The sequence below is a fragment of the Mesorhizobium sp. WSM4847 genome (assembly GCF_055811335.1).
Genome location: NZ_JBVVPY010000026.1, coordinates 1 through 22,313, shown reverse-complemented (window position 1 = coordinate 22,313; position 22,313 = coordinate 1). Strand labels below are relative to the sequence as shown.

Annotated in this window: 19 protein-coding genes; 11 read left to right on the top strand and 8 right to left on the bottom strand. The window is 61.1% G+C overall.

Annotated elements, in window-relative coordinates:
* The first annotated feature begins 480 nt into the window (after positions 1-480).
* From AC0L28_RS28675 to AC0L28_RS28665, 3 genes are all read left to right on the top strand, one after another.
* Positions 481-1,620 carry a hypothetical protein gene (locus AC0L28_RS28675; RefSeq protein ID WP_473481552.1) on the top strand — a complete coding sequence of 380 codons (1,140 nt, stop codon included), beginning with the start codon at positions 481-483 and terminating at the stop codon, positions 1,618-1,620.
* A 20-nt stretch (positions 1,621-1,640) separates the two neighbouring features.
* Complete coding sequence (locus AC0L28_RS28670) at positions 1,641-4,328, top strand: hypothetical protein (RefSeq protein WP_473481551.1); 2,688 nt, start codon at positions 1,641-1,643, stop codon at positions 4,326-4,328.
* A gap of 882 nt (positions 4,329-5,210) precedes the next feature.
* Entirely contained in the window at positions 5,211-5,561 is a 351-nt protein-coding gene (locus tag AC0L28_RS28665; RefSeq protein ID WP_473481550.1) for a helix-turn-helix transcriptional regulator, read from the top strand.
* On the opposite strand, the gene AC0L28_RS28660 is transcribed toward AC0L28_RS28665, so the two are convergent.
* The 5 genes from AC0L28_RS28660 to AC0L28_RS28640 all read right to left on the bottom strand — a co-directional run bounded on the left by AC0L28_RS28660 (position 5,542) and on the right by AC0L28_RS28640 (position 11,275).
* Positions 5,542-6,795 (bottom strand): tyrosine-type recombinase/integrase, encoded by a 1,254-nt coding sequence (locus AC0L28_RS28660; protein WP_473481549.1) that lies wholly within the window; start codon positions 6,793-6,795, stop codon positions 5,542-5,544. The genes AC0L28_RS28665 and AC0L28_RS28660 overlap by 20 nt on opposite strands.
* Positions 6,796-7,113: 318 nt before the next feature.
* Positions 7,114-8,706, bottom strand: a complete 1,593-nt coding sequence (gene guaA, locus AC0L28_RS28655; RefSeq protein WP_023800374.1) for a glutamine-hydrolyzing GMP synthase — start codon at positions 8,704-8,706, stop codon at positions 7,114-7,116.
* A 56-nt stretch (positions 8,707-8,762) separates the two neighbouring features.
* Positions 8,763-9,425 carry a 5'-methylthioadenosine/S-adenosylhomocysteine nucleosidase gene (locus AC0L28_RS28650; RefSeq protein ID WP_023800373.1) on the bottom strand — a complete coding sequence of 221 codons (663 nt, stop codon included), beginning with the start codon at positions 9,423-9,425 and terminating at the stop codon, positions 8,763-8,765.
* A 4-nt stretch (positions 9,426-9,429) separates the two neighbouring features.
* On the bottom strand, positions 9,430-9,888 hold the full coding sequence (locus AC0L28_RS28645) for a PaaI family thioesterase (RefSeq protein ID WP_023800372.1): 459 nt from the start codon (positions 9,886-9,888) through the stop codon (positions 9,430-9,432).
* A 97-nt stretch (positions 9,889-9,985) separates the two neighbouring features.
* The gene (locus AC0L28_RS28640) at positions 9,986-11,275 is read right to left on the bottom strand and encodes an RsmB/NOP family class I SAM-dependent RNA methyltransferase (protein ID WP_287225499.1); all 1,290 of its coding nucleotides are present in this window, start codon (positions 11,273-11,275) and stop codon (positions 9,986-9,988) included.
* A 288-nt stretch (positions 11,276-11,563) separates the two neighbouring features.
* Here AC0L28_RS28640 and AC0L28_RS28635 point away from each other — a divergent pair, with 288 nt between their 5' ends.
* Positions 11,564-12,241: an aquaporin gene (locus tag AC0L28_RS28635; RefSeq protein ID WP_473481548.1), complete on the top strand. Its 678-nt coding sequence runs from the start codon at positions 11,564-11,566 to the stop codon at positions 12,239-12,241.
* A 106-nt stretch (positions 12,242-12,347) separates the two neighbouring features.
* Here AC0L28_RS28635 and katG read toward each other — a convergent pair whose 3' ends face one another.
* Positions 12,348-14,543 (bottom strand): catalase/peroxidase HPI, encoded by a 2,196-nt coding sequence (gene katG / locus AC0L28_RS28630; protein ID WP_473481547.1) that lies wholly within the window; start codon positions 14,541-14,543, stop codon positions 12,348-12,350.
* A gap of 180 nt (positions 14,544-14,723) precedes the next feature.
* On the opposite strand from katG, the gene AC0L28_RS28625 reads away from it, so the two are divergent.
* The 7 genes from AC0L28_RS28625 (at position 14,724) to AC0L28_RS28595 (ending at position 21,198) form a co-directional block, all read left to right on the top strand.
* A complete protein-coding gene (locus tag AC0L28_RS28625; RefSeq protein ID WP_287341997.1) occupies positions 14,724-15,632 on the top strand; it encodes a hydrogen peroxide-inducible genes activator in 909 nt (302 codons plus the stop codon).
* A 332-nt stretch (positions 15,633-15,964) separates the two neighbouring features.
* Positions 15,965-17,095, top strand: a complete 1,131-nt coding sequence (locus tag AC0L28_RS28620) for a TRAP transporter substrate-binding protein (protein ID WP_128175195.1) — start codon at positions 15,965-15,967, stop codon at positions 17,093-17,095.
* A gap of 70 nt (positions 17,096-17,165) precedes the next feature.
* Entirely contained in the window at positions 17,166-17,813 is a 648-nt protein-coding gene (locus AC0L28_RS28615) for a TRAP transporter small permease subunit (protein ID WP_128175197.1), read from the top strand.
* The gene (locus tag AC0L28_RS28610; protein ID WP_473481546.1) at positions 17,810-19,231 is read left to right on the top strand and encodes a TRAP transporter large permease; all 1,422 of its coding nucleotides are present in this window, start codon (positions 17,810-17,812) and stop codon (positions 19,229-19,231) included. Before AC0L28_RS28615 ends, AC0L28_RS28610 begins: the two co-directional genes overlap by 4 nt.
* Positions 19,232-19,622: 391 nt before the next feature.
* Positions 19,623-20,147: a hypothetical protein gene (locus tag AC0L28_RS28605; RefSeq protein ID WP_027152426.1), complete on the top strand. Its 525-nt coding sequence runs from the start codon at positions 19,623-19,625 to the stop codon at positions 20,145-20,147.
* A gap of 2 nt (positions 20,148-20,149) precedes the next feature.
* Positions 20,150-20,488: a hypothetical protein gene (locus tag AC0L28_RS28600; RefSeq protein ID WP_473481545.1), complete on the top strand. Its 339-nt coding sequence runs from the start codon at positions 20,150-20,152 to the stop codon at positions 20,486-20,488.
* A complete protein-coding gene (locus AC0L28_RS28595) occupies positions 20,485-21,198 on the top strand; it encodes a haloacid dehalogenase type II (RefSeq protein ID WP_473481544.1) in 714 nt (237 codons plus the stop codon). Before AC0L28_RS28600 ends, AC0L28_RS28595 begins: the two co-directional genes overlap by 4 nt.
* Positions 21,199-21,389: 191 nt before the next feature.
* Here AC0L28_RS28595 and AC0L28_RS28590 read toward each other — a convergent pair whose 3' ends face one another.
* Both AC0L28_RS28590 and AC0L28_RS28585 read right to left on the bottom strand, forming a co-directional pair.
* The gene (locus AC0L28_RS28590) at positions 21,390-21,809 is read right to left on the bottom strand and encodes a VOC family protein (protein ID WP_473481543.1); all 420 of its coding nucleotides are present in this window, start codon (positions 21,807-21,809) and stop codon (positions 21,390-21,392) included.
* A gap of 120 nt (positions 21,810-21,929) precedes the next feature.
* A partial coding sequence (locus tag AC0L28_RS28585) for an AMP-binding enzyme (protein WP_473481542.1) occupies positions 21,930-22,313 on the bottom strand: 384 nt, incomplete at its 5' end.

Genomic DNA, 22,313 nt, shown 5'->3' with positions numbered 1-22,313 from the left:
ATCCTTCCGTTATGAGGTGCCCTATGGGAATGCAGCAACGCTTGGATTGAGCATCGATCTCCTTCCGCACAGTTGAACGACGAACTCGATAGGGCTGACGGGCCTACCACCCCGCAGGGGCACGAAGGGGTCCTGAAAACGGCCTGCCGACCCCAGACGAGCGGTTGGAAACATACGAGAGAACCGCTTTTCCACGCTTGATAATTGCGCACGGCTTACGCAACCGGTCTGCAGGATGGCATCTTCGCTCGGGACTATAGCCCAGCACTTCAAAATCTTGCTCGTGAAAACTGAGGACTATTTCTGACCGCGAATAACTCTTCATCCAAGCTGCTGAGCAATCACTTAGTATGGAAGGTGTTGCGAGATCGTCGCAGTTTCGTCGTTCGAGTCGTCGAGCCCAGTGTTTATGCACCTGCCGTTCATGGCGACATCTTCGAGCAAGTAATAACTGAACTTATAAATCCCACGCCACGTGCGATGGACGGCTATACCAGGACCAGCTTCCAAGCGGGTACGCCCTTCGACCTGGTTACTTTCCCGGAAGCGTTCGCCCCGGCGAAGGCCTTGCTATCGGTACTGCGGTCGATCAGCCAGGTTAGCACGTTGGGCTGTATTCATGTTGGACTTCGACCAGACGGCGGCGATAAGCGTCACCTCTTCTCGAACGCAGAGATCACGTCACTCCTCAAGGCGCTGCTCTCCATCCCGGCCATTGTGCCGCAGGATCTCGCGCCGTTTATTTCGTGGTTCGAGAACCAGCCGGTAAATCTCAATTTCAATCTGGGCTGCCTGTTCACGCTAGACGTGGATGAGCACCTACGTATCTGTATCCACCCGAAACTGGTGCGTTCACAGTACGAGTTTAGTCCGCTTCCCGAGAGGATGATGGAGGAGGCTAACCTACTTTCGCTAGTTACGCTGTTGCCCGTCGACAAGCGTTACCTCTCCGTTACTATCCAACCATTGATCTGCTCGGATGCCCTTAACCTTCCGACTGACCGCGCCACACCCACGCCACTTGTTGCAGTGAACGCCGCTGAGTCACCATTCGCCAACCCACCTGATCATATCGACGTGGTGTCAGTGCCGACTCACACGCCCCAAGTCGAATATGGGCCGCCGACGACTCAGCCGCGTCCGCGGGAATGGCACCTAGAATTTCGCGACGCCTTCTGCCGCGCGGCACAAGGCGGCGAGTTGCCTCGCCATCATTTCGCGACCTTTATACTTTCTAACTTCGAGACCTTAAAAGGTGGATCAAAAGGCGGGCTCTCGGGCATCTTCCAGCCGATAGATCCGCGTGAGCAGCAATTGCACCCTGCCGTCGGATTGAATCGTTACGGGCGCAACAAAACTAATGGTGGGAACAATGACTGGCATCAGTCCGCGCCAGGCGAATCTAAAGACTGGCAATGGCGGGGCTATATCGCCGCGCTGACGCAGCCCACCAATGACGAGGCGGTTCGCGTTCTCGGGTTCAATCTGTCGAGCATGCTACGGGATTCCTCAATGTGGCGGCCGATTGGCGCGCCAAACAGCTGCGAGGTATTGCTTGGCCGCTGGCAGTCGCCGAACCACCTCGCATTCGCCGATTGGGAAGCAGGCCAAATACTATGAGTCCGAACACGCTACGGATTATGAGCTTCGGCAACAATGCTCCAGCATGGATTGCGCTAAGTCATTTCCTCTCCGCTGATCTGGTTCGCGAGCTCTGCGCCGCCACCATAGGCGCGACAAGTGACGGCACGATAGAACTCGGCGACTTGTGCATCGAGGAGATGTCGGGCGCCCCCCCGCACTTGGCGACCTGGGCGATCCGCCTTAAGCCCGACCAGCAAGGCTTGGCAAGCTATTTACAGGATGTGCTGCGTGTCTTGACCTGGCAATCCGATGCGCGCGTCCACTATGATGATAGCCGCATCCCGGAAGCCTTTCGCGAACGGTGCCGGTCGATCGCATCTGCCTTTGAACTGGCCACCGTCGACTTCACGTCGATCAGCTATTGGCTTGCAAATGCCGAGGGTGGATCCGCATCCCTAACCGTGATTGCGAAGGCAATCAGCCTTGTTTCCGCCAATGGCGACCGAGTGGACCCGGCGACCATTCGAACGGCCGAAGAAGCCCTCGGGCCGCTCGACCCTGCACCACGGATCGTCGCCACAAAGCATCTGGGTGACCTCGCGCTGGACGCAGACCAACCGAGTCTGGCCGGGGCGCTCTACGAGGCTACGCAGCGCTTGTGCGAAGGTTTTTCCGACGGTACCTGTTCCCAGCTCATGGAGGCGGTTGCGGACATGACGCTCCAATCGCTTGCTACCGTCTCCGGAATGACGGGATCGCCCAAAACCACCTACGCAATGCTCGATGCGGTCCAAGCGCCGGAAACCCTTCTGACTAGGCCGTTGCTCGCGCTGAATGCAGCGCTGGCGGCAATGCATGCTGCTAGTCAAAGCGAACACGGGATATTTCCTCCGGATGTGCGCGCCTGCGTACGCCGCGCTCCCCTGCTCCAGCACTCGCATGATCTCGGCGTACCCCTCGATCAGTGGGCGAACAAGAAGTTCACCGACGCTCATCGACGCTTCTGGGCTGCGCTTCGCCGTCTGAACGCGCTGGGCGGCGCCACGCTTTCGACCGAGGCCATGGCATTCTATGGGCGGTCGCTTTTCGACGAACTGTACGAGCAGATCGGGCGACACCGTACGCCGGAGAGCTTCGATCTCGCGGTGCGGCTGGTGATCAGCAGCGGGCGGCAGGATGCCGTGGGCCCCGAAGCCAGCCGCGAGGACCTTGTCGATGCCTACGTGACACAAGAGGTGATCGGCTTGGCGACGGAAGTCGCCCAGAGGCATACCGGCGTTCGGCGCGAGCGTCTGAATGTGCTCGCGAAGCTCTTCATCGCCTGGCTGGGCAAGTTAAGCGCCGAAAAGGAGCATATCGCGCGTCTGTTAATTGATGCCGTCGCAAAACTTGCGGAGGAACCGCCAGGAGACTCATTTATCCAAGGGCATAGCCTGCCGAAGACAAGCCTAGTCGCAATCAAGGAAATTGCACGGACACGCCCTGAATTTGTGCTGTCCAATTCGCGGATCGTTGCCGATGCGATCCTTGCCGGCTTTTCTACCAAGCGATTTGACCTGATGGTAGCTGGACTGGAAGCGGCGGTCGGCTGTGCGGTAGCAGTTGCCCCCGATGACCTGACCCGTCTGGCAGATGTCACCCTCACCATCCTCGAAGACAGGCCGCCGTCAGAGAGCGGCTGGCCGATCATCTCACCCGCCATTACCTTCATTGCATGCGATGAGGTGCGGGCGCTTTGGGTGGAAAACTCAGAATTCGGATCCCGGTGCGCACAAACGATCTTGCGACACGGTCTCGGCGACGCGACGGAAAACACCCGTCTCCTCGCGCTGCTCGACGAGATTCTTCCTTATCTCGATGCTCCGGCTGCACAGGACGAGCGCATTCAGGAGGTCGTGCGGGCGGTGCGAGACGGCGCCCTGAAGTCGAACCACTCGAGCGTCACGGGAAATATCTCGGTGCTGTTCGCCACGCCTGCACTGGTCGGCCGAGACGGTATAGACGATGCCGTCCGCGGCCTAATTGTCCTGCTAGGCACGGCAACGACGCAGCGGCACAACATTGCCATCGCGACTGCCTACCAGCCTCTAAGCACCCTGACCCACCGACTGGACACGATCGCCGAGGCCCTGTCCCTCTCTCCAAACGACTTGGATGCGCTGCTTGATCCTATCGTGAGCGCACTTGAACAGTTCTGGCGAGCGGCTCGGCACAATGCGTTACTCTTTGCACCCTTCGCAATCCCATTGCCCACGGCGCCGAACCTCATCACAGTACAGAATTGGGCTTTTGTAACTCTCGGCTTCGCGCGGCGGGCAGGTGTGTTGGACCGACTAAGTAAGGTCATCGAAGAGGCTGCGGATAACGATCAGCTCGCCAGGCCGATCGCGCTGGCACAGGCTGTCCGCCTGACCGCGGGCGATCCGATTGCGCTCGATCCAGACGCCATCCGTTTGGAGCGTCGCGAGCCCTTCTATGCAGCCTTGGGCGAGCGCCTGACCTACATCGCGGCGCTGCCGGCGAGCGAGGATACGACAATGGTGGTCGCGGCTCTGGTCGAACGGTGTCTGGTCCTTGGCCCCGACGGGCTTGATGCGGGCGTGTTCGTCATTGCATTGCGCCAAGAGGCGATCGATCTTCCGGCTGCCGCCGTCAAGGGTTATCGGCAACGTCTCGAACGCAATCGCGCATTGATACAGGGCCTGTTCCCGCTGTTTCGATCGCTGACAACGCAAACTCAGTAAACGACCCGTTTGGGATCGGCGACGCAGACAGCGAACGACCATAATGCAGCGCAAAGCTGCCGGTCAGATCAAAGAAGTTGGAGGAGCGTGCTAACGCAAGCTATCAGGAAGGCACAGACGTGCCAGAAGTCGACACCGTCGAAATTATCCAAAAACCGAATCTAGTGCCCCACCTTGTCCATGAGCACCCGCAATTCGGGCTGAGGCGCGGTCCAGAAAGTTCGAAAAGCTTCCAGGAACCCCAGGCAAACTGGACGCCGGGGCGCCAATAAGATTCACGGATATCCCAGCGAACATCCGCATCGGGAGCGGTCAATGTTGTCGGCAGAAGAGCATCCGAAAAGGGCTGTCGCCGGCTCCGGCGTAGGAACGAAAAGGAAGAGAAGCAGGACTTTCGTGTGCGATTTTTGCACACAGTATCTCGTGACTAGCTGATTTTATTTATGTATTTGCCCCATCCACATAGGCCATGGCAGTTCATTTTTTTAACATCAAAATCCTTAGAACTTGCCGCATGCACAGGGCTTTTCTTTGGTGGTGGACAACGTCCTAATGCTCCATGCTCGCCGGCCAAACGGGGTAGAGGTCACCTGCTGACGACGACTTCATCAATTTTTCCCCAACATTGCCATATCTCGCGCATGCGGCAGGTGCGCGGCCCGGCAGCAGTGCTGTCGTTCTTCGATCTCTACTAGGCATAAAGGGCCAGTCCTAGGTCCGGCCAGTATCGAGAATAGCTCCAGTGCGTCCTGGACGTAGCCTGTAATGCAGCGCCTTCGGGTTTCGCTGATGCGGGAGCCAGGATAGGTGGTCGCAATTGATGGCTGTACGCGATCTCGGAAACTTGGGCGATGGTCGGCCAGCAAGGCACCGGGGTACGAAATGGTCAAACCGCAGCAGTCTTCAGAGGTGCATACGTTCAAAATTGAGCAGCCTGGCTCATTGCCCGTTCTGCCACACATCGGATCGCGTCCGGTCGTGCGGACTGTTCGCCGGTCTCAGCTGCGAGTGATCGTCCCGCTATCGGACACGACCATCTATGAAATGGAACAACGAGGCGAGTTCCCCCGACGGTTCAATCTGACCCCCCGCTGCGTCGTTTGGGACCTGGGAGAAGTCGAAGCCTGGATTCAGGAACGGCGGAACGCGTCCTTTGCTGGTTCGATCGAACTGGCCCCGGGACCAGACGTGCGGTCGCGGAAGACGAGGCCCGTCAAATCGGATCGAGGATGACGGCTGCCCCGGAAATCGGCTGCAGTGTGGGTGCGTGTTTATTGCCAGCCGCCCACGCTTCAATCATGTCGGCCCATTCCTGCAGCATGTGGCGCCGCTGCGGTTCGTATTCAGCCTTGTTATAGATGCCGCGGGAGGAGCGACCGTCTTCGTGGGCAAGGCATTTTTCGATCCAGTCGCGATTGAATCCGATCTCGTTTAGGAGCGTGGAGCCGGTCCGCCGTAGATCGTGCACCGTAAAGGGAGCAAGCGGCAGATTTTGTTGTTTTGCGCGATCCACAATCGCCATCGTAATCCGATTGAAGGTCGCGCGCGACATGGGTTCGTCGGCGTCGTAGCGAGATGGAAGCACGTATCGAGAGTTCGCAGCGCAAGTCTTGAGCGCAATCATGATGTCGAGGGACTGGCGGGACAGGTAGACGTTATGTGGCTTCTTCCGCTTCATTCGCTCTTTGGGAATGCTCCATACCGCGTTCTCGAAGTCGACCTCATCCCACGTCGCGTCCAGAAGCTCACTTTTCCGAACCATCGTGAGCAGGATCATCTTTAGGCCCAGCCGAATGGTCGGCAAGGTCGGCACATTTTCCAACTCTTTCAGCATGATCCGAATTTCTACGGGTGATAACGCCCGGTCTTTCGCCTCGAAGGTGGCTATCGACGCCGGTCCTACCTCGTCCGCCGGATTGGCGATCGTCTCGCCGTGCAGAATGGCATAACCATAGACCTGCTTAACGATATCCCGGACATGAATGGCCGTTGCTGGTGCGCCACGGTCCCTGACCTTTGCACAGAGCGCCCGCAAATCGTCCGATGTTATCTCTATGAGGAGCCTTTTGTCCCAAATCGGCAAGATGTCTCGATCGAAGACGGCTTTGCGCATGGAGCGCGTGCTGTCCGCCATCTTCGCCTCTTTAAACCATCTACTGCCGGCATCGCCGAACGTGCCCGTCTCAGACAGGCGCCGCTTGTCACGCTGCTTTTCCTGGGCTGGCGATTTTCCGGCTGCCACCATTTTTCGTGCGGCAAGACAGCGGTCACGCGCCTCTGCTAGCGAGATGCCTCCCTCACCATAGCGGCCCAGCGTCATTGTCTCTCGCCGACCATTCACGCGGTAGTCGTATCGGAACGATATCTGCCCTGTGGGAGCCACGGTCGCGTACATACCGTCACGATCAGTGACTTTGTATATTTTATCTTTTGGTTTCAGCTTCTTAAGTGCGATGTCGGTGAGCATAGGAGGAGACGGGTGGGGCGCATCTAGGGTTGTTCAGAGCCTAATTTTACCGTCATTCGTTTTACCGTCAAGGCTCTGTGAGAGCCCATTGGATTCAATGCCTTACCTCGAAAGATGCAAACATGCTTGAGTCCGACGCAGTGACGGCATCAGTCTGCAGCGAAGATGACGCGAAAAGGAAATGCCGTCAGATCTACCGCCAAATGATTCCGCTTAGGGGCGATAGTCAGCGATAGACGTAGAGACGAAAGCATTTAAAATTCAGTCACTTAATGGAGTTTCGTCGATAGTCGCCGAATGCTGGCGAACGACCGAGCTTTATTCCCACTCGATTGTGCCCGGCGGCTTGCTCGTCACGTCGTAGACGACGCGGTTGATGCCGCGCACCTCGTTGATGATGCGGGTGGCGGCGGCGCCCAGGAACGCCATGTCGTAGTGGTAGAAATCCGCCGTCATGCCGTCGACCGAGGTGACGGCGCGCAGCGCGCAGACGAATTCATAGGTGCGGCCGTCGCCCATGACGCCGACGGTCTGCACCGGCAGCAGCACGGCGAAGGCCTGCCAGATGGCGTCATAGAGGCCGGCCTTGCGGATCTCGTCGAGATAGATGGCATCGGCCTCGCGCAGGATCTCCAGCTTTTCGCGGGTGATGCCGCCCGGGCAGCGGATGGCAAGACCGGGTCCGGGAAACGGGTGCCGGCCGACGAAGCTGTCGGGCAGGCCGAGCTCCTTGCCGAGCACCCTGACCTCGTCCTTGAACAGTTCGCGCAGCGGCTCGACCAGTTGCATGTTCATGCGCTCGGGCAGGCCGCCGACATTGTGGTGCGACTTGATCGTCACCGACGGGCCGCCGGTGAAGGAGACGCTTTCGATGACGTCGGGATAGAGCGTGCCTTGCGCCAGGAAATCGGCGCCGCCGAGTTTCTCGGCCTCTTCCTCGAACACCTCGATGAACAGCCGGCCAATGGTCTTGCGCTTCTTTTCCGGATCCGACTCGCCCTCGAGCGCGCCGATAAAGCGGTCCGAGGCGTCGACCAGGATGAGCGGCAGATTGTAGTGCTGGCGAAACATCTCCACCACGCCTGATGCCTCGTCCTTGCGCATCAGCCCGTGGTCGACAAGGATGCAGGTGAGCTGGTCGCCGACCGCCTCGTGGATCAGCAGTGCTGCGACCGAGGAATCGACGCCGCCCGAAAGCGCGCAGATGACCTTGCCCTTGCCGACCTGCTTGCGGATCGTCTCGACCGCGTGCTCGCGATAGGCGCGCATCGTCCAGTCGCCTTCGATGCCGGCGATCTTGTGGACGAAGTTTTGCAGCAGCCGGGCGCCGTCCGGCGTGTGCACCACTTCGGGGTGGAACATGATGCCGTACATCTTGCGCTCGACATTGCCGAAGATGGCGAAGGGCGAGCCTTCCGATTTGCCGAACACCTCGAATCCCTTGGGCAGCGAGATGACGCGGTCGCCATGGCTCATCCACACCTGATGGCGCTGGCCGGGCGCCCACAGGCCCTCGAACAGCGGGCTGTCCTTCTGGATCTCGACGAAGGCACGGCCGAATTCGCGATGGTCGGAGCTTTCGGCGACGCCGCCCATCTGCACGCACATGGCCATCTGGCCGTAGCAGATGCCGAGCACCGGCACGCCTGCGTCGAAGACAATCTGCGGCGCGCGCGGGCTGCCGATGTCGCCGGTCGAGGCCGGGCCGCCGGAGAGGATCACTGCCTTCGGATTGATGCGCCTGAACGCCGCTTCGGCCGACTGGAACGGCACGATCTCGGAAAAGACGCCGGCCTCGCGGATGCGCCTGGCGATGAGCTGCGTGAACTGGCTGCCGAAATCGACAATCAGGACGGTGTCGGGCAGGACGGTGTCGGGCAGGACGGTGTCGGGACGATTGGCTATCTTCATGGCGAGCGTTTAGAGAAAGAAACGAGTCGGCGCAATGGGTTGCGAAGGCGTCTCCCTCACTCCGTTTCCGCGTCATGCGATGGTCCAAACTGCAGCGCATCGGAGCCGATCGCCTGTTCCAGCCGCGTCACCGCATCCGCCAGCTTCTCGTCGATGACATGGAGATACTCCTTCCAGTCCCCGACATGCCTGAGATCGGCAGCCCCGTCGGAAATGCCGCGCAGGCCGACGAGCGGCACGCCGAACAGTTGGCAGGCTCGCAGGCAGGCGAAGGTCTCCATATCGACCATGTCCTCGGCAATCGCATCATAGGCGCTGCCGGAAATGATCGCCGCGCCGGTCGACAGCGTCGCCTCGCCTATGCCTGGAATCCTAAACGGCAGCGGCACCGTCACGGGCAGGTCGAGAAACGGCGTCGCGCCCTTCTCGAAGCCCAATGGCGAGGCGTCGATGTCGCGGTAGGCGACCGAAACGGCCTGGTAGATTTCCGTTTGTTCCAGTGTCCGGCTGCCGGCCGAACCGAGCGAGACGACGAGATCCGGCAGCGCCTTTTCAGATTTGAGCCATGACAGTTCCGCGCCCAGCCTGACACCCGCTTCGACCGGCCCCACCCCTGTCATGACAGGCGTGAACAGCCGCTGCAGATGCGGCCCGTATTCGGCCTGCGCCGCCATCACGAAGAGGACGTCCCTGCCGGCAATTCTGACGGCCTTGCGCATCGGATCAGCCTTCGATGCCATCGCGACCGACCACCGTCATCATCGTTCCAGTCATGGTGGCGATCAGCTTGGCCTCGCCGTCGACGGCGAAGGCATAGGCCTGGCCGTCGGCAACGATGATGGTGCGGCCGGGCTTGGTCACCGAGCCGCGGAACAGAAAACGCTCGCCCCGGCCCGGCGCCAGCAGATTGACCTTGAACTCGATGGTCAGCACACTGGAGCTTTCCGGCATCAGCGAGAACGCGGCATAGCCGCAGGCCGAGTCCAGCGCCGTCGAAATGACGCCGGCATGGAGGAAGCCATGCTGCTGAGTCAGCGCCGCCGAATAGGGCATCTCGATCTCGATGATGCCCGGCGTCACCAACGTCAGCTCGGCGCCGATCGTCATCATGGCGTTCTGGCGCGCGAAGGACGTCCTGACGCGATCCTCATAATTGGGGGCGGGTACGATCTCTGCTGCCATGGCTTGTCACGCTCCTGTCAGAAAAGCTTATTGCAGAGGCATGAGCGGCAGGCAATCGCTATTGCTGCACTGCAGCAATCAGGCCCGCCGGCAAGGTTCAGCCACCCCTGCGCAGCGCACAGACATAAAACCCATCGGTACCGCTCAGCGCCGGCGACAGCGAAATGCCGCCTGCTGCGCCGATACGGGGGGCCGCCTCGTGGCCCGGAAAGCGGCTGTCCCAAAGCTGGCGGTGATCGACCGGGACAAAGCCGCTGTTACGATCCCTGAAGGCAGCTACCTGCTCGCCATTCTCCTCATCGAACACCGAGCAGGTGATGTAGACTAGCAGCCCGCCCGGTTTGACGAAGGTTTTGGCGACATCGAGGATCGCCGATTGCTCGCCCTTGCGCGCATCGAGCTGCTTCTGCGTCAGCCGCCATTTGGCATCGGGCCGGCGCCGCCAGGTGCCGCTGCCGGTGCAGGGCGCGTCGACCACGACGATGTCGATGTGGCCCGCGAGGGGGGTGAGTTCCGTCGGCTTGGTGACGATTTGGACGTTGCGGTTTTCCGAGCGGCGGATGCGGTCGAAGATCGGCGCCAGCCGCGCTTTTTCGGAATCATGGGCAAACACCTGGCCGCGATTGTCCATCGCCGCCGACAGGGCCAGCGTCTTGCCGCCGGCTCCGGCGCAAAAGTCGAGAACCTGCATCCCGGCCTCGGCGCCAGCCAGCGTGGCGGCGATCTGCGAGCCTTCGTCCTGAACCTCGAACCAGCCTTTCTGGAAGGCCGGTTCGGCCTGCACGTTCGGGTGCCTGCCGTCGCCCGCGATCGGCGGGATGCGGATGCCGTGCGGCGCAATTCGTGCAGCCTTGGCGCTGGTCTCGGCCAGTTCGGCGAGCACCTTGTTGCGATCGGCCTTCAGCGTGTTGACCCTGAGGTCGAGCGGCGGGCGGGTCGCCAGCGCCGCACCTTCATCGACCCAGCAGGCGCCGAAGGCCTGCTCGAAAAGCGGTTCGCACCAATCCGGAATATCGGCGCGCACCGCCGGCGGCGCATCGTCGAGCCGGCGGTCAGCGATGGCCTTCAGTTCATCGTCGTTCAACAGCGGCGGCGCAAACTTGTCACCGTCGAGCGCTTCGTTCAACGACTGCGCCGTCTGGTTCCATTCGAGCAGCAGCGCGCCAAAACCGATGGCGCGCGGCGTATCTTCGCCCAACAGCCAGCCGGCCGAGCGCTTTCGCCGCAGCGCGTCGTAGACGATGTTGCCGATCGCGGCGCGATCGCCGCCGCCGGCGAAGCGGTGCGACAGGCCCCAATCCTTCAGCGCATCGGCGACCGGCCGGTGCCGCCGGCCGATATCCTCCAGCACTTCGATGGCTGCTGCCAGCCGTCCGCCCAGTCGCATCTTGTTATTCCGTTACTCAGCAAATCAATTCCGGGGTCTTGCTCTAAAGCGCGCGACCGGCGCACACAAGCGGGGAGAGTCCTGGAGGCAGAGGGCGCTCGCTTCAGGTTTGCGCTGCCCCTCACCCTGACCCTCTCCCCGTGAGAACGCCAGATCAAAGGCAGCTCTCTTGATATCAGCGACCCTCGCATTGCTATGCTTTTAAACTTTTGAAGTTGCGATAGTCTTCCGCTGCGTGATTCGCCAAGAACTGCAAGCGGATCGGCGGGAAATTACGTGGAGAGGGCAATGAAGACTTACCTGGCGGAAGTTCTAGGTACATTTCTACTGGTGTTCATCGGCACGGCTTCGGTGGTGACGGGCGGCTTCGGCGGCGCGCTGCCGCTCGGCCAGGAAGGCATCGGTCTGGCATTCGGCATCGGCCTGATCGCGGCGGCTTATGCGATCGGCCCGATCTCGGGTGCACATCTCAACCCGGCGGTGACGCTCGGCGTGTTCCTCGCCGGCCGAATGGAGGCCAAGAACCTCATCCCCTACTGGATCGCGCAGGTCATCGGCGCCATCATTGCGTCGCTGGCGCTGTGGATCATCGTCTCCGGGCAGGTCGGCGGCCATACCGGCGGCTTCGGCGCCAATGGCTGGGATGCGACGAAGTGGGGTCTCAGCTCGGCGTTCCTGTGGGAACTGATCGGAACCTTCACCTTTGTCACGGTCATCCTCGGCGTCACCAGCGGCAGCCACGCGACGGCCTTTGCCGGCCTCGTCATCGGCCTGACGCTGGCAGGACTGCACTTCGCCATCATTCCGGTGACCGGCACATCGCTCAATCCGGCCCGCTCGATCGGCCCGGCGCTGTTTTCGGGAGGTGCGGCGATCGGCCAGCTCTGGCTGTTCATCGTCGCACCGCTGATCGGCGGCGCCATCGCCGGCGTGGTCGCCAAGACCCGTATCTTCGAGAAGGACTGACAGGCTTTGGTCTGACAAAAAGGCGCGGGACCCGGCCCGCGCCTTTTTGTTTGAGGTTCGAAAAACTTATCCAGGCGGGACGCTACCCGCTCCGGGCCTTGGCCGATCAGGCAAGTTCGAAGCGATCGGCGTTCATCACCTTGTTCCACGCCGCCACGAAGTCGTTGGCAAATTTCTCCTCCGCGTCCGCGGTCGCATAGACTTCCGCCAACGCGCGCAGCTGGGCATGCGAACCGAAGATGAGGTCAACGCGGGTGCCGCTCCACTTGAGCTCGCCTGTCGTCCGATCGCGTCCTTCGAACAATTCCTTGGCCTCCGATGTCGACTTCCACACCGTTCCCATGTCGAGCAGGTTGACGAAGAAGTCGTTGGTCAGCGTCTCAGGCCGCTTGGTGAAGACGCCGTGCGTTGACTGCTCGGCATTTGCGCCGAGCACGCGCAGGCCGCCGACGAGGACTGCCATCTCCGGCGCCGTCAGCGTCAGCAATTGCGCCCGGTCGACCAGCGCCTCCTCGGGCGACAAACGCTGCGGGCCGCTGAGATAGTTGCGGAAACCGTCGGCGGTCGGTTCGAGCGGGGCGAAGGAGTCGACGTCGGTCTGCTCCTGGGAGGCATCCATGCGACCCGGCGTGAACGGAACCTTCACCTCGTTGCCGGCGTCCTTCGCGGCCTTTTCGATTGCGGCGCCGCCGCCAATGACGATCAGGTCGGCAAGCGAGACTTTCTTGTCGCCGGACTGCGAAGCATTGAACTCCTTGCGGATCGCTTCGAGCTTCTCCAGCACCTTCGCCAGCTGAGCCGGCTGGTTGACGTCCCAGTCCTTCTGCGGCGCCAGGCGAATGCGCGCGCCGTTGGCGCCACCGCGCTTGTCGGAACCACGGAAGGTCGAGGCGGACGCCCAGGCCGTCGAGACCAGCTGCGGCACCGAAAGGCCGGAGGCGAGGATTTTTGACTTCAGGGCGGCCACGTCCAGCTCATCGACCAGCACATGATCGACGGTAGGGATAGGATCCTGCCACGGCAGCTCTTCCTTGGGCACGAGCGGGCCGAGATAGCGCACGAGCGGGCCCATGTCGCGGTGGGTCAGCTTGTACCATGCGCGGGCGAAGGCATCGGCGAACTGGTCCGGATTCTGATGGAAGCGCCGCGAGATCTTTTCGTAGGCAGGATCGAACCGCAGAGCGAGGTCGGTGGTCAGCATCGAAGGCGCGTGACGCTTTGCCGGGTTGTGGGCATCGGGCACAGTGCCGGCGCCGGCGCCGCCCTTCGGCGTCCACTGGTGCGCGCCGGCCGGGCTCTTGATCAACTCCCATTCGAAGCCGAACAAATTGTCGAAGAAGTTGTTGCCCCATTTCGTCGGCGTCGTCGTCCACGTCACTTCCAGGCCGCTGCCGATCGCGTCACCGCCTTTGCCGGTGCCAAACGTGCTCGCCCAGCCGAGGCCCTGCTCTTCGATGCCGGCTGCTTCCGGCTCGGGGCCAACCAGCGTCGCATCGCCGGCGCCGTGGGTCTTGCCGAAGGTGTGGCCGCCGGCGATGAGCGCGACGGTCTCCTCATCGTTCATGGCCATGCGCGCAAAGGTCTCGCGGATATCGCGCGCCGCGGCCAACGGGTCCGGATTGCCGTTCGGCCCTTCCGGGTTGACGTAGATCAGACCCATCTGCACGGCGGCAAGAGGGTTCTGGAGATCGCGTTCGCCGCTGTAGCGCTCGTCGGCCAGCCACTTGCCTTCAGGGCCCCAGTAGATGTCCTGTTCGGGCTCCCAGACATCGGCGCGCCCGCCGGCAAAACCGAAGGTCTTGAAGCCCATCGATTCCAGGGCGACGTTGCCGGTGAGAATCATCAGGTCGGCCCAGGAGATCTTGCGGCCGTATTTCTGCTTGATCGGCCACAGCAGCCGGCGAGCCTTGTCGAGATTGACGTTGTCCGGCCAGCTGTTGAGCGGCGCGAAGCGCTGCTGGCCGGCTCCGGCGCCGCCACGGCCGTCGCCGATGCGGTAGGTGCCGGCGCTGTGCCAGGCCATGCGGATGAACAGCGGCCCGTAATGGCCAAAGTCGGCCGGCCACCACTCCTGCGAGTCCGTCATCAAGGCATGCAAGTCCTTGATCACGGCGTTCAGGTCGAGACTTTTGAACTCCTTGGCGTAATCGAATGCCTCGCCCATCGGATCGGACAGTGCGGACTGCTGGTGAAGTACCTGCACATTCAGCTGGTTCGGCCACCAGTCACGGTTGGCCCTGGCGATAGTTGTGTGCACGACCGGGCATTTTCCGGCGCTGGTGTCATCGGTCTTTGCGTCCATCGTTCTCTCCAATTTCTGAATTTTCCGGGATTTGTCGTTTTCCGGGATTGTCGATCTTCCGGGGATTTGATGATTTTCCGGACGGGCCCTGAGCCACGCCACTCTGGAACGGTTCCAGACTAGGCCGCATTGCCGATAAAAACAAATTGCCTTTCCAGTTTGTTGCGATAGGTTTTCCTTATGATTGGTCTCACCGTCCGGCAGATGCAATATTTCGAAGCACTGGCACAGACGCTGCATTTCGGCCGCGCCGCGAAACTGGCCGGCGTCAGCCAGCCGGCGCTGTCGTCGCAGATCGCGGAGATGGAGCTGCGGCTGAATTGCCGGCTGTTCGAGCGCGGCGGCAAATCGGTTCGGATGACCGACGAGGCACTGGCCATGCTGCCACGTATCGAGCGCATTCTTGCCGACATCCGCGAAATCGAGACCACGGCCCGGCGTGGCCGCCCCGCCATGGAAGGGCGCTTCCGGCTCGGCATCATCCCGACGGTGGCGCCCTATCTGCTGCCGCATGTGCTGCCGGAGCTGAAACGGCATTTCCCGGGCTTGCAGCTCGAACTGCGCGAAGCAGTGACTGCGTCACTGGTCGAGGACACCGCCCTGGGAAAGCTCGACGCCTTCATCGCGGCGCTTCCCCTCGATCAGCCCGGCTTGATCACCGAGGCGCTTTTCTCCGACCGGTTCTTCCTTGCGGTGCCGGCCGACGATCCTGCCTTCGCCTCGCCGCCGGTGCCGCCGGAAAGCCCGGCATTGGAAAGGCTGATGCTGCTGGAGGAAGGCCATTGCCTGCGGGAACAGGCGCTTGCCGTCTGCGGCAGCGTGCGGCCGGTGGCAATGGCAAGCTACGGCGCGACCAGCCTGACGACGTTGCTGCAGATGGTGGCGCACGGGCTCGGCGTCACGCTCATCCCGGAAATGGCGGCAGGGCCGGCCAGCGCCATGCGCGATTTGAAGATCGTGCCGTTCCAGGAGCCGATGCCGCAGCGCACGATCTGCCTCGCCTGGCGGCGCAATAAGGTCCGGCATGACGAATGCGTCGAACTGGCCAAGATCATCCGCGGCCTGGACGAGGCGGTGCTTGCGGCGTGAGGTTGGGGATGTCGGCCAGAGGGTCCGATTGTGACCTCAATCTCGTTTCCAAGCTGCGAAGGTGCCTCCATAAACAGGGTCCTCCCGCGGAGGGCCAACCCTGGGGTCGTTACGACCGCCTTGGCATGCCGCGCAGCAGTCCTACATTCGTTATAGAGGCCAGAACAAGGATAAGCGCCGGCTACAAAAAATCGTCGAATGCGGAAACATATTGGCGCTTGTGCCAGACCGAGCGCCCGATGCCCGATGGCACCGGCAGCGAAACTGGTTGCGCAAGGGGCGAGTTGGCATATTCTGGTTGTGGCAGAAGCGTTTACAAATTGGAGGAGTAAATGTCCGACAAGAAAATCTCGCGTCGCGGGTTCCTGGAAAAGTCCACCGCCATCACCGCCGGTGCGGCTGCAGCGACGACGCTCTCGGCCCCGGCCGTACTGGCGCAGGCGCCGGTCACCATCAAGATGCAGACCTCCTGGCCTGCGTCGGACATCTGGATGGATTTCGCGCGGCTATATATAGAGCGCGTCGAAAAAATGTCGGGCGGCCGGCTGAAGTTCGAGCTCCTACCCGCGGGTGCGGTCGTAGGCGCGTTCCAGGTGCTGGATGGCGTCAATGACGGCGTCATCGACGCGGCGCATACCGTCCCCGTCTACTGGTACGGCAAGCACAAGGCCGCGTCGCTTTTCGGAACTGGCCCTGTGTTTGGCGGCAGCGCCACCACCATGCTCGCCTGGTTCCACCAGGGCGGCGGCAAGGACCTCTACCGCGAGCTGACGCAGGACATCATGGGCCTCAACGTGGTCGGCTTCTATGGCTTCCCGATGCCGGCGCAGCCGTTCGGCTGGTTCAAGAACCCTGTCACGAAAACCGCGGAACTGCAGGGATTCAAGTATCGGACGGTGGGTCTTGCCGCCGATCTCATGCAAAACCTCGGCTTCAGCGTGGCGCAGCTGCCCGGCGGTGAAATCGTGCCGGCCATGGAGCGCGGGGTTATCGACGCCTTCGAATTCAACAATCCGTCATCCGACCTTCGCTTCGGTTCGCAGGACGTCGCCAAGAACTATATCTTGTCGTCCTATCATCAGGCGAGCGAGTCGTTCGAATTCCTGTTCAACAAGGACGTGTTCGACGACCTCGACGACGATTTGAAGGCCATTCTCGAATATGGCGTGGAGGCGGCCAGCACCGCGACCACCGCAGTCGCCCTCGACAACTATTCGGCCGACCTGCAGAAACTGCAGACCGAGCACGGTGTCACCGTGCACCGCACCTCCAAGGAGATCCTTGACGCACAACTCCAGGCTTGGGACAAGATCATCCCGACGCTGGAGGCGGATGAGTTCATGAAACGGGTGCTCGATAGCCAGCGCCAATGGGTCGAACGCGTTGTCTACTACGAGCTTATGAATTCAGCCGACCTGACACTGGCATACGAACATTACTTCCCTGGCAAGTTGAAGCTTTAATTCGCGCCTCCGCTTTGGCAAATCCGGCGGTCTTGCGGACCGCCGGATTGTATCTGACGGAACCCGAGACATGCTCCGCTACATTGCATTCGCCGATGAACTTTCGGCCTGGTTTGGAAAGGTGTTCGCCTGGAGCGTCGTCGTCATGACGCTCGGCGTGAGTTATGAAGTTGTCGTGCGATACTTGTTCAGCGCGCCGACCGCGTGGGCATTCGACCTCAGCTACATGCTCTACGGCACCATGTTCATGATGGCCGGCGCCTACACCTTGTCGCGAGACGGGCATGTGCGCGGCGATTTCATCTACCGTCTGTGGAGGCCGCGCGTGCAAGCGGCGGTCGAACTTGTCCTGTACTTCATCTTCTTCTTCCCTGGCGTGACGGCGCTGGTTCTGGCCGGATGGAAGTATGCCGCACGCAGCTTCCGCTATCTCGAGGTAAGTTCGAACAGTCCGGCCGGGATTCCGATCTTCCAGTTCAAGGCGGTCATCGTGGCGGCAGGCATCCTGCTCTTCGTTCAGGGGATTGCTCAGGTGTTCCGCTGCGTCGTCTGTCTGCGAACCGGAACATGGCCGCGCGCGGCTGAAGACGTGGAAGAGACCGAAAAGGTGCTGATGGAAGCCAAGACGCTCGATGTTCTGCATCACGGTTCGGAAGCAGTCGACCTTCCATTCCTCCACCCAGACAATCAACCCGACCGCGACGGAGAAGACAGATGAGCGATCCCCAGGTCGCCGTCGCGATGCTGCTCATTCTGCTTCTGGCGATCTTCCTTGGCTTCCCGGTTGCGTTCACTTTGATGGCGCTCGGGGTCGCCTTTGGCTACTACGCTTATTTAAATCCGGGACGGATGTGGCGCGCCTACGAACGCGCGGTTGAGGATGGTGCCGACGGCTGGACGCTTGCGGAGCATTGGATCGGCGGCTTCTTCAACAACCGCATTTTCGATCTGTTCGTGAATCAGACCTATTCCGTGATCTCGAACGACGTGCTGACCGCCATCCCGCTGTTCCTGTTCATGGGCTACATCGTCGAGCGGGCCAACATCATCGAGCGCCTTTTCGGCACCCTCTATATCGCCACCCGGCACATTCCTGGCTCCATGGCGGTCGCCGCCCTCATCACCTGCACCCTTTTCGCTACCGCCACAGGCATTGTCGGCGCGGTCGTGACACTGATGGGCCTGCTGGCGTTTCCCGCCATGCTGAAGGCGCGTTACAACGTCAGCTATGCCTCGGGAGTGATCTGCGCGGGCGGAACCCTCGGCATCCTCATTCCGCCGTCGATTCTGCTCATCGTCTATGGCGCGACGGCGGGGGTGTCGGTGGTTCGTATGTATGCGGCAGCCCTGCTTCCAGGACTGCTGCTTGCCGGCCTCTATCTGATCTATGTGGTGGCGATGGCGGTGCTGCAGCCGCAGCTGGCGCCGAAGCCGACTCGAGACGAGGTAGGGCACTATTCGGTCCTGCAAATCAGCTGGATGCTGCTGACCTCCTTCGTTCCTCTGGCGGCCCTGATCCTCGCGGTGCTCGGCGCTATCCTGTTCGGCCTCGCCACGCCCTCGGAGGCTGCCGCCATCGGCGCGCTCGGCGGCGTCGTGCTGGCCGCCGCCTACCGGGCGCTGACGTGGCAACGCCTGAAGGAGTCCGTCTATTTGACGGCGCGCACGACCGCGATGGTGTGCTGGCTGTTCGTCGGCTCCGCGACCTTCGCCTCGGTCTTTGCCTATCTGGGAGGCCAGCAACTGATCAGCGATTTCGTCACCGGCCTCGACATGTCGCCGCTGATGTTTCTGATCGTCGCCCAGATCATCATCTTCATCCTGGGCTGGCCGCTGGAATGGACGGAGATTATCGTGATCTTCGTTCCGATCTTCCTGCCGCTATTGGCGCATTTCGAGATCGATCCGCTGTTTTTCGGCGTGCTCGTCGCAGTCAACCTTCAGACGGCCTTTTTGTCGCCGCCCATGGCGATGTCGGCCTACTACCTCAAGGGCATTTCGCCGCCGCATGTTCAGCTTTCGGATATTTTCCGCGGAATGATGCCCTATATGCTGATCGTTATCCTGTGCATGGTCATCATCTACGTCTTCCCGCAGATCGTGTACGGGCTGCCCAACCTGATCTACGGGGGCTGAGGCGGGGATGCTGCGGCGAGAGGACAACAGATGAATTTGAGCCGCTTCCTGGCCGTCCTGGCGTTTGTAGTCTTTCTGGCGTTTTTCGGCGTCGTAATCCGGTTCGTGCCGCATCCCGATCTAGGCGTTGCGGTCGGCATCGGTGTTCTCCTTGCGGGCTACGATCTATGGAGCCAGTTGAGGTCTCGCGCGAGGTAACAGCCGGATTGGGCGGTCGCGGGAAGCTGCATGGCTGCAGCGTCGATGCGGGCAACGAGCCGAAACGTCCGCTCGGCCCGAGAAAATCAATTCAATCAAATCCTCGTGAATTGTACCGGACGCCCGGAACCGCAGACGCGTTCCCGGCATTGATTTTGCGGAGGAATCTGCGTCCAGAACAGGGAGCAGTGTTATGGCTTACCGTGATTATATCCATACGCCGGTGACGCCACGCGACATCCGATGGGGACTCCAGCAGGGGGCCGTCGCGGGCATTGTCGCAGGCATCGTCTTTGCGGCGTTCGAAATGGCGGCGAGTGCGTTCATGATGGGGGCGGAAGCGTTCTTCATGCCCCTGCGCATGATCGGCGCCATCGCGCTTGGACCGGAAGCCCTCGATCCCGGCTACCCGCTCTTGACGGCCAGCATCGCCGGCGTGGTCGTACATTTGATCCTGGCCATCGCCTATGGGATCGTGTTCGGGGAGATTGCCGCAATGCTGCGAGGGCGAGCAGCCTTCATCGGTCTCGGCAGCATCTTTGGCCTCGCCTTGTGGCTCGTCAATTTCTATGTGATCGCGCCGATCGCATTCCCCTGGTTCCTGCAGGCAAGCCCGGTCGTGCAGTTCATTGCCCACACATTCTTCTTCGGTACCGTCCTCGGCTGGTACCTGTGGAAGTCGCACGAGAGAAGCGGGCTCGAAGGACCGGCGGTTTAGCCTTGCCAGCACCGACCTGGCACAGTCGGATTGAAGCGGAAAGACAGCGGTGGTCACCGGCGCCTCTGATCACCTGCGACAAACCTGCTCTCAGCCAGCTGACAGCGGAAATCGAAGACAAGGGCTGCGAGGCTCTCGGTGTCACCGCCGATGTTTCCGACGCACGCAAGGTATTCGCAGCGGCCGATGAGTCCGACGATCTGGCGCTGAAAACAGCGGACGGCTGGCTGCTTTACAACGATCAGGCTTTCGCGCATTTCGAATATCTCAAGCGGCAACAAGATCGACCCCTCTTACCGCGACTGACGGACACCAGACCGACGAGCATGGAGCTAAAGTGACGAAAGTTGAGGTATTGTTCTTCGACGTCTTGGGAACCGTTGTCGATTGGCGCGGCAGCATAGCGGCGGAGGCGAGTTCCTTTCTGAAGCGCCATGACGCCTTGCATATCGACGCTGGTGCTTTTGCCGATGCTTGGGTCGGACGCTATGACGCATCGGTTGAAGCCGTTCGCTGTGGTCAGCGGCCCTTTATCCCGCTCGATCTGCTCAACATGGAGAACCTGGAAGCGTGCCTGAAGGGGTTCGGGTTGACGCCATCTGCTGTACCGAGCGCCGAACTGGAAGACCTCAATCTGGCCTGGCACCGCCTCAAGCCATGGCCGGATTCTGTGGAGGGCCTCTCCAGATTGAAGGAACGCTTCATTGTCGCACCGCTGTCCGATGGGAACACCCGACTTCTGGTGGACATAGCAAAACATGCCGGGCTGCCATGGGATACGATCCTCGGCGCTGATATCTCCGAGGCCTATAAGCCGATGCCACAGGTGTATCTTCGTGCCTGTGAGCTGCTGGGCGTGGAGCCGGACAGGGCGATGCTGGTTGCCGCCCACGACTACGATCTGGACGCCGCGCGTCGATGCGGATTGAAGACGGCGTATGTCGTCCGCTCAAATGCGCACGACCCGTCGAAGGCTGCCGCTATCAAGCCGCTCGATGGTTGGGAATACATGGCAAATGACTTGATCGAACTCGCTGCGATTCTGAAGTAGGTTGCGAGGGCGCGCTCCGGCAGCCGGTAGCAAAAGGCCGCGTTGTCAGCGAAGCGGACAACGCTTCCCAACCCGTAACCAGACAACAACACGGCCACGAAAACGTCCCAACGGGGAGTGCCCCCTCAAGCAGTCGTCGCCGTCGCCAGTCCGAGTTCTCCGACCCATATTGGGCGTCCTGCAGGCCCAGTTTAAACCTCATGCATCCAGGGTGCATAGGACATGCCGACGATCGCTCCTTCAATCGTCAGGACTCGGGCGACGGTCTGGCCCCAGGGCTCGGTGCGTGCACCGTGGAGCAGGTCATACCCTTTTTCCTGAAGCTCCTGCGCGGCGGCAGCAACGCTGTCTGGGGTTTCGACTTCGAACTCGATACAGGCTTGCGGTACCGGCCGATCTGCCGGCCACTCGCGTGTGCCAAAGCACGCTTCGGCAGCCTGCGAAAGCGGCCACACGCCAAAATGCTTACTGCCGCCGATGCTCTCGCTGAAGTAGTACTCATCGCCCTCGTGGCGCTTGAGCGGCAGGCCCAGCACGTCAATGAAGAGCTTGCGGCTCTCGGCTGGATCCGGCGTAACGATGGTCATACTCGAAATGAACAAGACCTTCATTTTTGGACACTCCATTCTGACGGCAATTCTATTGCTGATTTGGCCAGATCGCGGTGACCGAATCCCGCCTTGGAATTGTGGGAGCGTAACGGCCGCGTGGCGCGACGCGGACGCCTCGCTTCAAGCCGTCTTCGGCGTCACCAGGCCGAGTTCGTCAACCATCGCCTCGCGCATGAGAAACTTCTGCGGCTTGCCGGTCACCGTCATTGGCAATTCGGTGCGAAAGCGGATGTGGCGCGGGATCTTGTAATGGGCGATCTGGCCGGCGCAGAAGGCCTTGATCTCCTGCTCGGTGGCGATCTGGCCCGGCTTGAGCACAATCCAGGCGCAAAGCTCCTCGCCATATTTCGGGTCGGGAACGCCGAACACCTGCACTTCCTTGACCTTGGGATGGCGATAGAGGAACTCCTCGACCTCGCGCGGATAAACGTTCTCGCCGCCGCGGATGACCATATCCTTGACCCGGCCGACGATGTTGCAATAACCCTCGGCGTCGATGGTGGC

What these genes read in the sequence shown, in the direction of transcription:
- katG (WP_473481547.1), bottom strand. Translation starts at nt 14,543, where the DNA reads ATGGACGCAAAGACCGATGACACCAGCGCCGGAAAATGCCCGGTCGTG.
- AC0L28_RS28620 (WP_128175195.1), top strand. Translation starts at nt 15,965, where the DNA reads ATGTCCGACAAGAAAATCTCGCGTCGCGGGTTCCTGGAAAAGTCCACC.
- AC0L28_RS28615 (WP_128175197.1), top strand. Translation starts at nt 17,166, where the DNA reads ATGCTCCGCTACATTGCATTCGCCGATGAACTTTCGGCCTGGTTTGGA.
- AC0L28_RS28590 (WP_473481543.1), bottom strand. Translation starts at nt 21,809, where the DNA reads ATGAAGGTCTTGTTCATTTCGAGTATGACCATCGTTACGCCGGATCCA.
- AC0L28_RS28650 (WP_023800373.1), bottom strand. Translation starts at nt 9,425, where the DNA reads ATGCGCAAGGCCGTCAGAATTGCCGGCAGGGACGTCCTCTTCGTGATG.
- AC0L28_RS28670 (WP_473481551.1), top strand. Translation starts at nt 1,641, where the DNA reads ATGAGCTTCGGCAACAATGCTCCAGCATGGATTGCGCTAAGTCATTTC.
- AC0L28_RS28640 (WP_287225499.1), bottom strand. Translation starts at nt 11,275, where the DNA reads ATGCGACTGGGCGGACGGCTGGCAGCAGCCATCGAAGTGCTGGAGGAT.
- guaA (WP_023800374.1), bottom strand. Translation starts at nt 8,706, where the DNA reads ATGAAGATAGCCAATCGTCCCGACACCGTCCTGCCCGACACCGTCCTG.
- AC0L28_RS28625 (WP_287341997.1), top strand. Translation starts at nt 14,724, where the DNA reads ATGATTGGTCTCACCGTCCGGCAGATGCAATATTTCGAAGCACTGGCA.
- AC0L28_RS28635 (WP_473481548.1), top strand. Translation starts at nt 11,564, where the DNA reads ATGAAGACTTACCTGGCGGAAGTTCTAGGTACATTTCTACTGGTGTTC.
- AC0L28_RS28665 (WP_473481550.1), top strand. Translation starts at nt 5,211, where the DNA reads ATGGTCAAACCGCAGCAGTCTTCAGAGGTGCATACGTTCAAAATTGAG.
- AC0L28_RS28645 (WP_023800372.1), bottom strand. Translation starts at nt 9,888, where the DNA reads ATGGCAGCAGAGATCGTACCCGCCCCCAATTATGAGGATCGCGTCAGG.
- AC0L28_RS28675 (WP_473481552.1), top strand. Translation starts at nt 481, where the DNA reads ATGGACGGCTATACCAGGACCAGCTTCCAAGCGGGTACGCCCTTCGAC.
- AC0L28_RS28610 (WP_473481546.1), top strand. Translation starts at nt 17,810, where the DNA reads ATGAGCGATCCCCAGGTCGCCGTCGCGATGCTGCTCATTCTGCTTCTG.
- AC0L28_RS28605 (WP_027152426.1), top strand. Translation starts at nt 19,623, where the DNA reads ATGGCTTACCGTGATTATATCCATACGCCGGTGACGCCACGCGACATC.
- AC0L28_RS28660 (WP_473481549.1), bottom strand. Translation starts at nt 6,795, where the DNA reads ATGCTCACCGACATCGCACTTAAGAAGCTGAAACCAAAAGATAAAATA.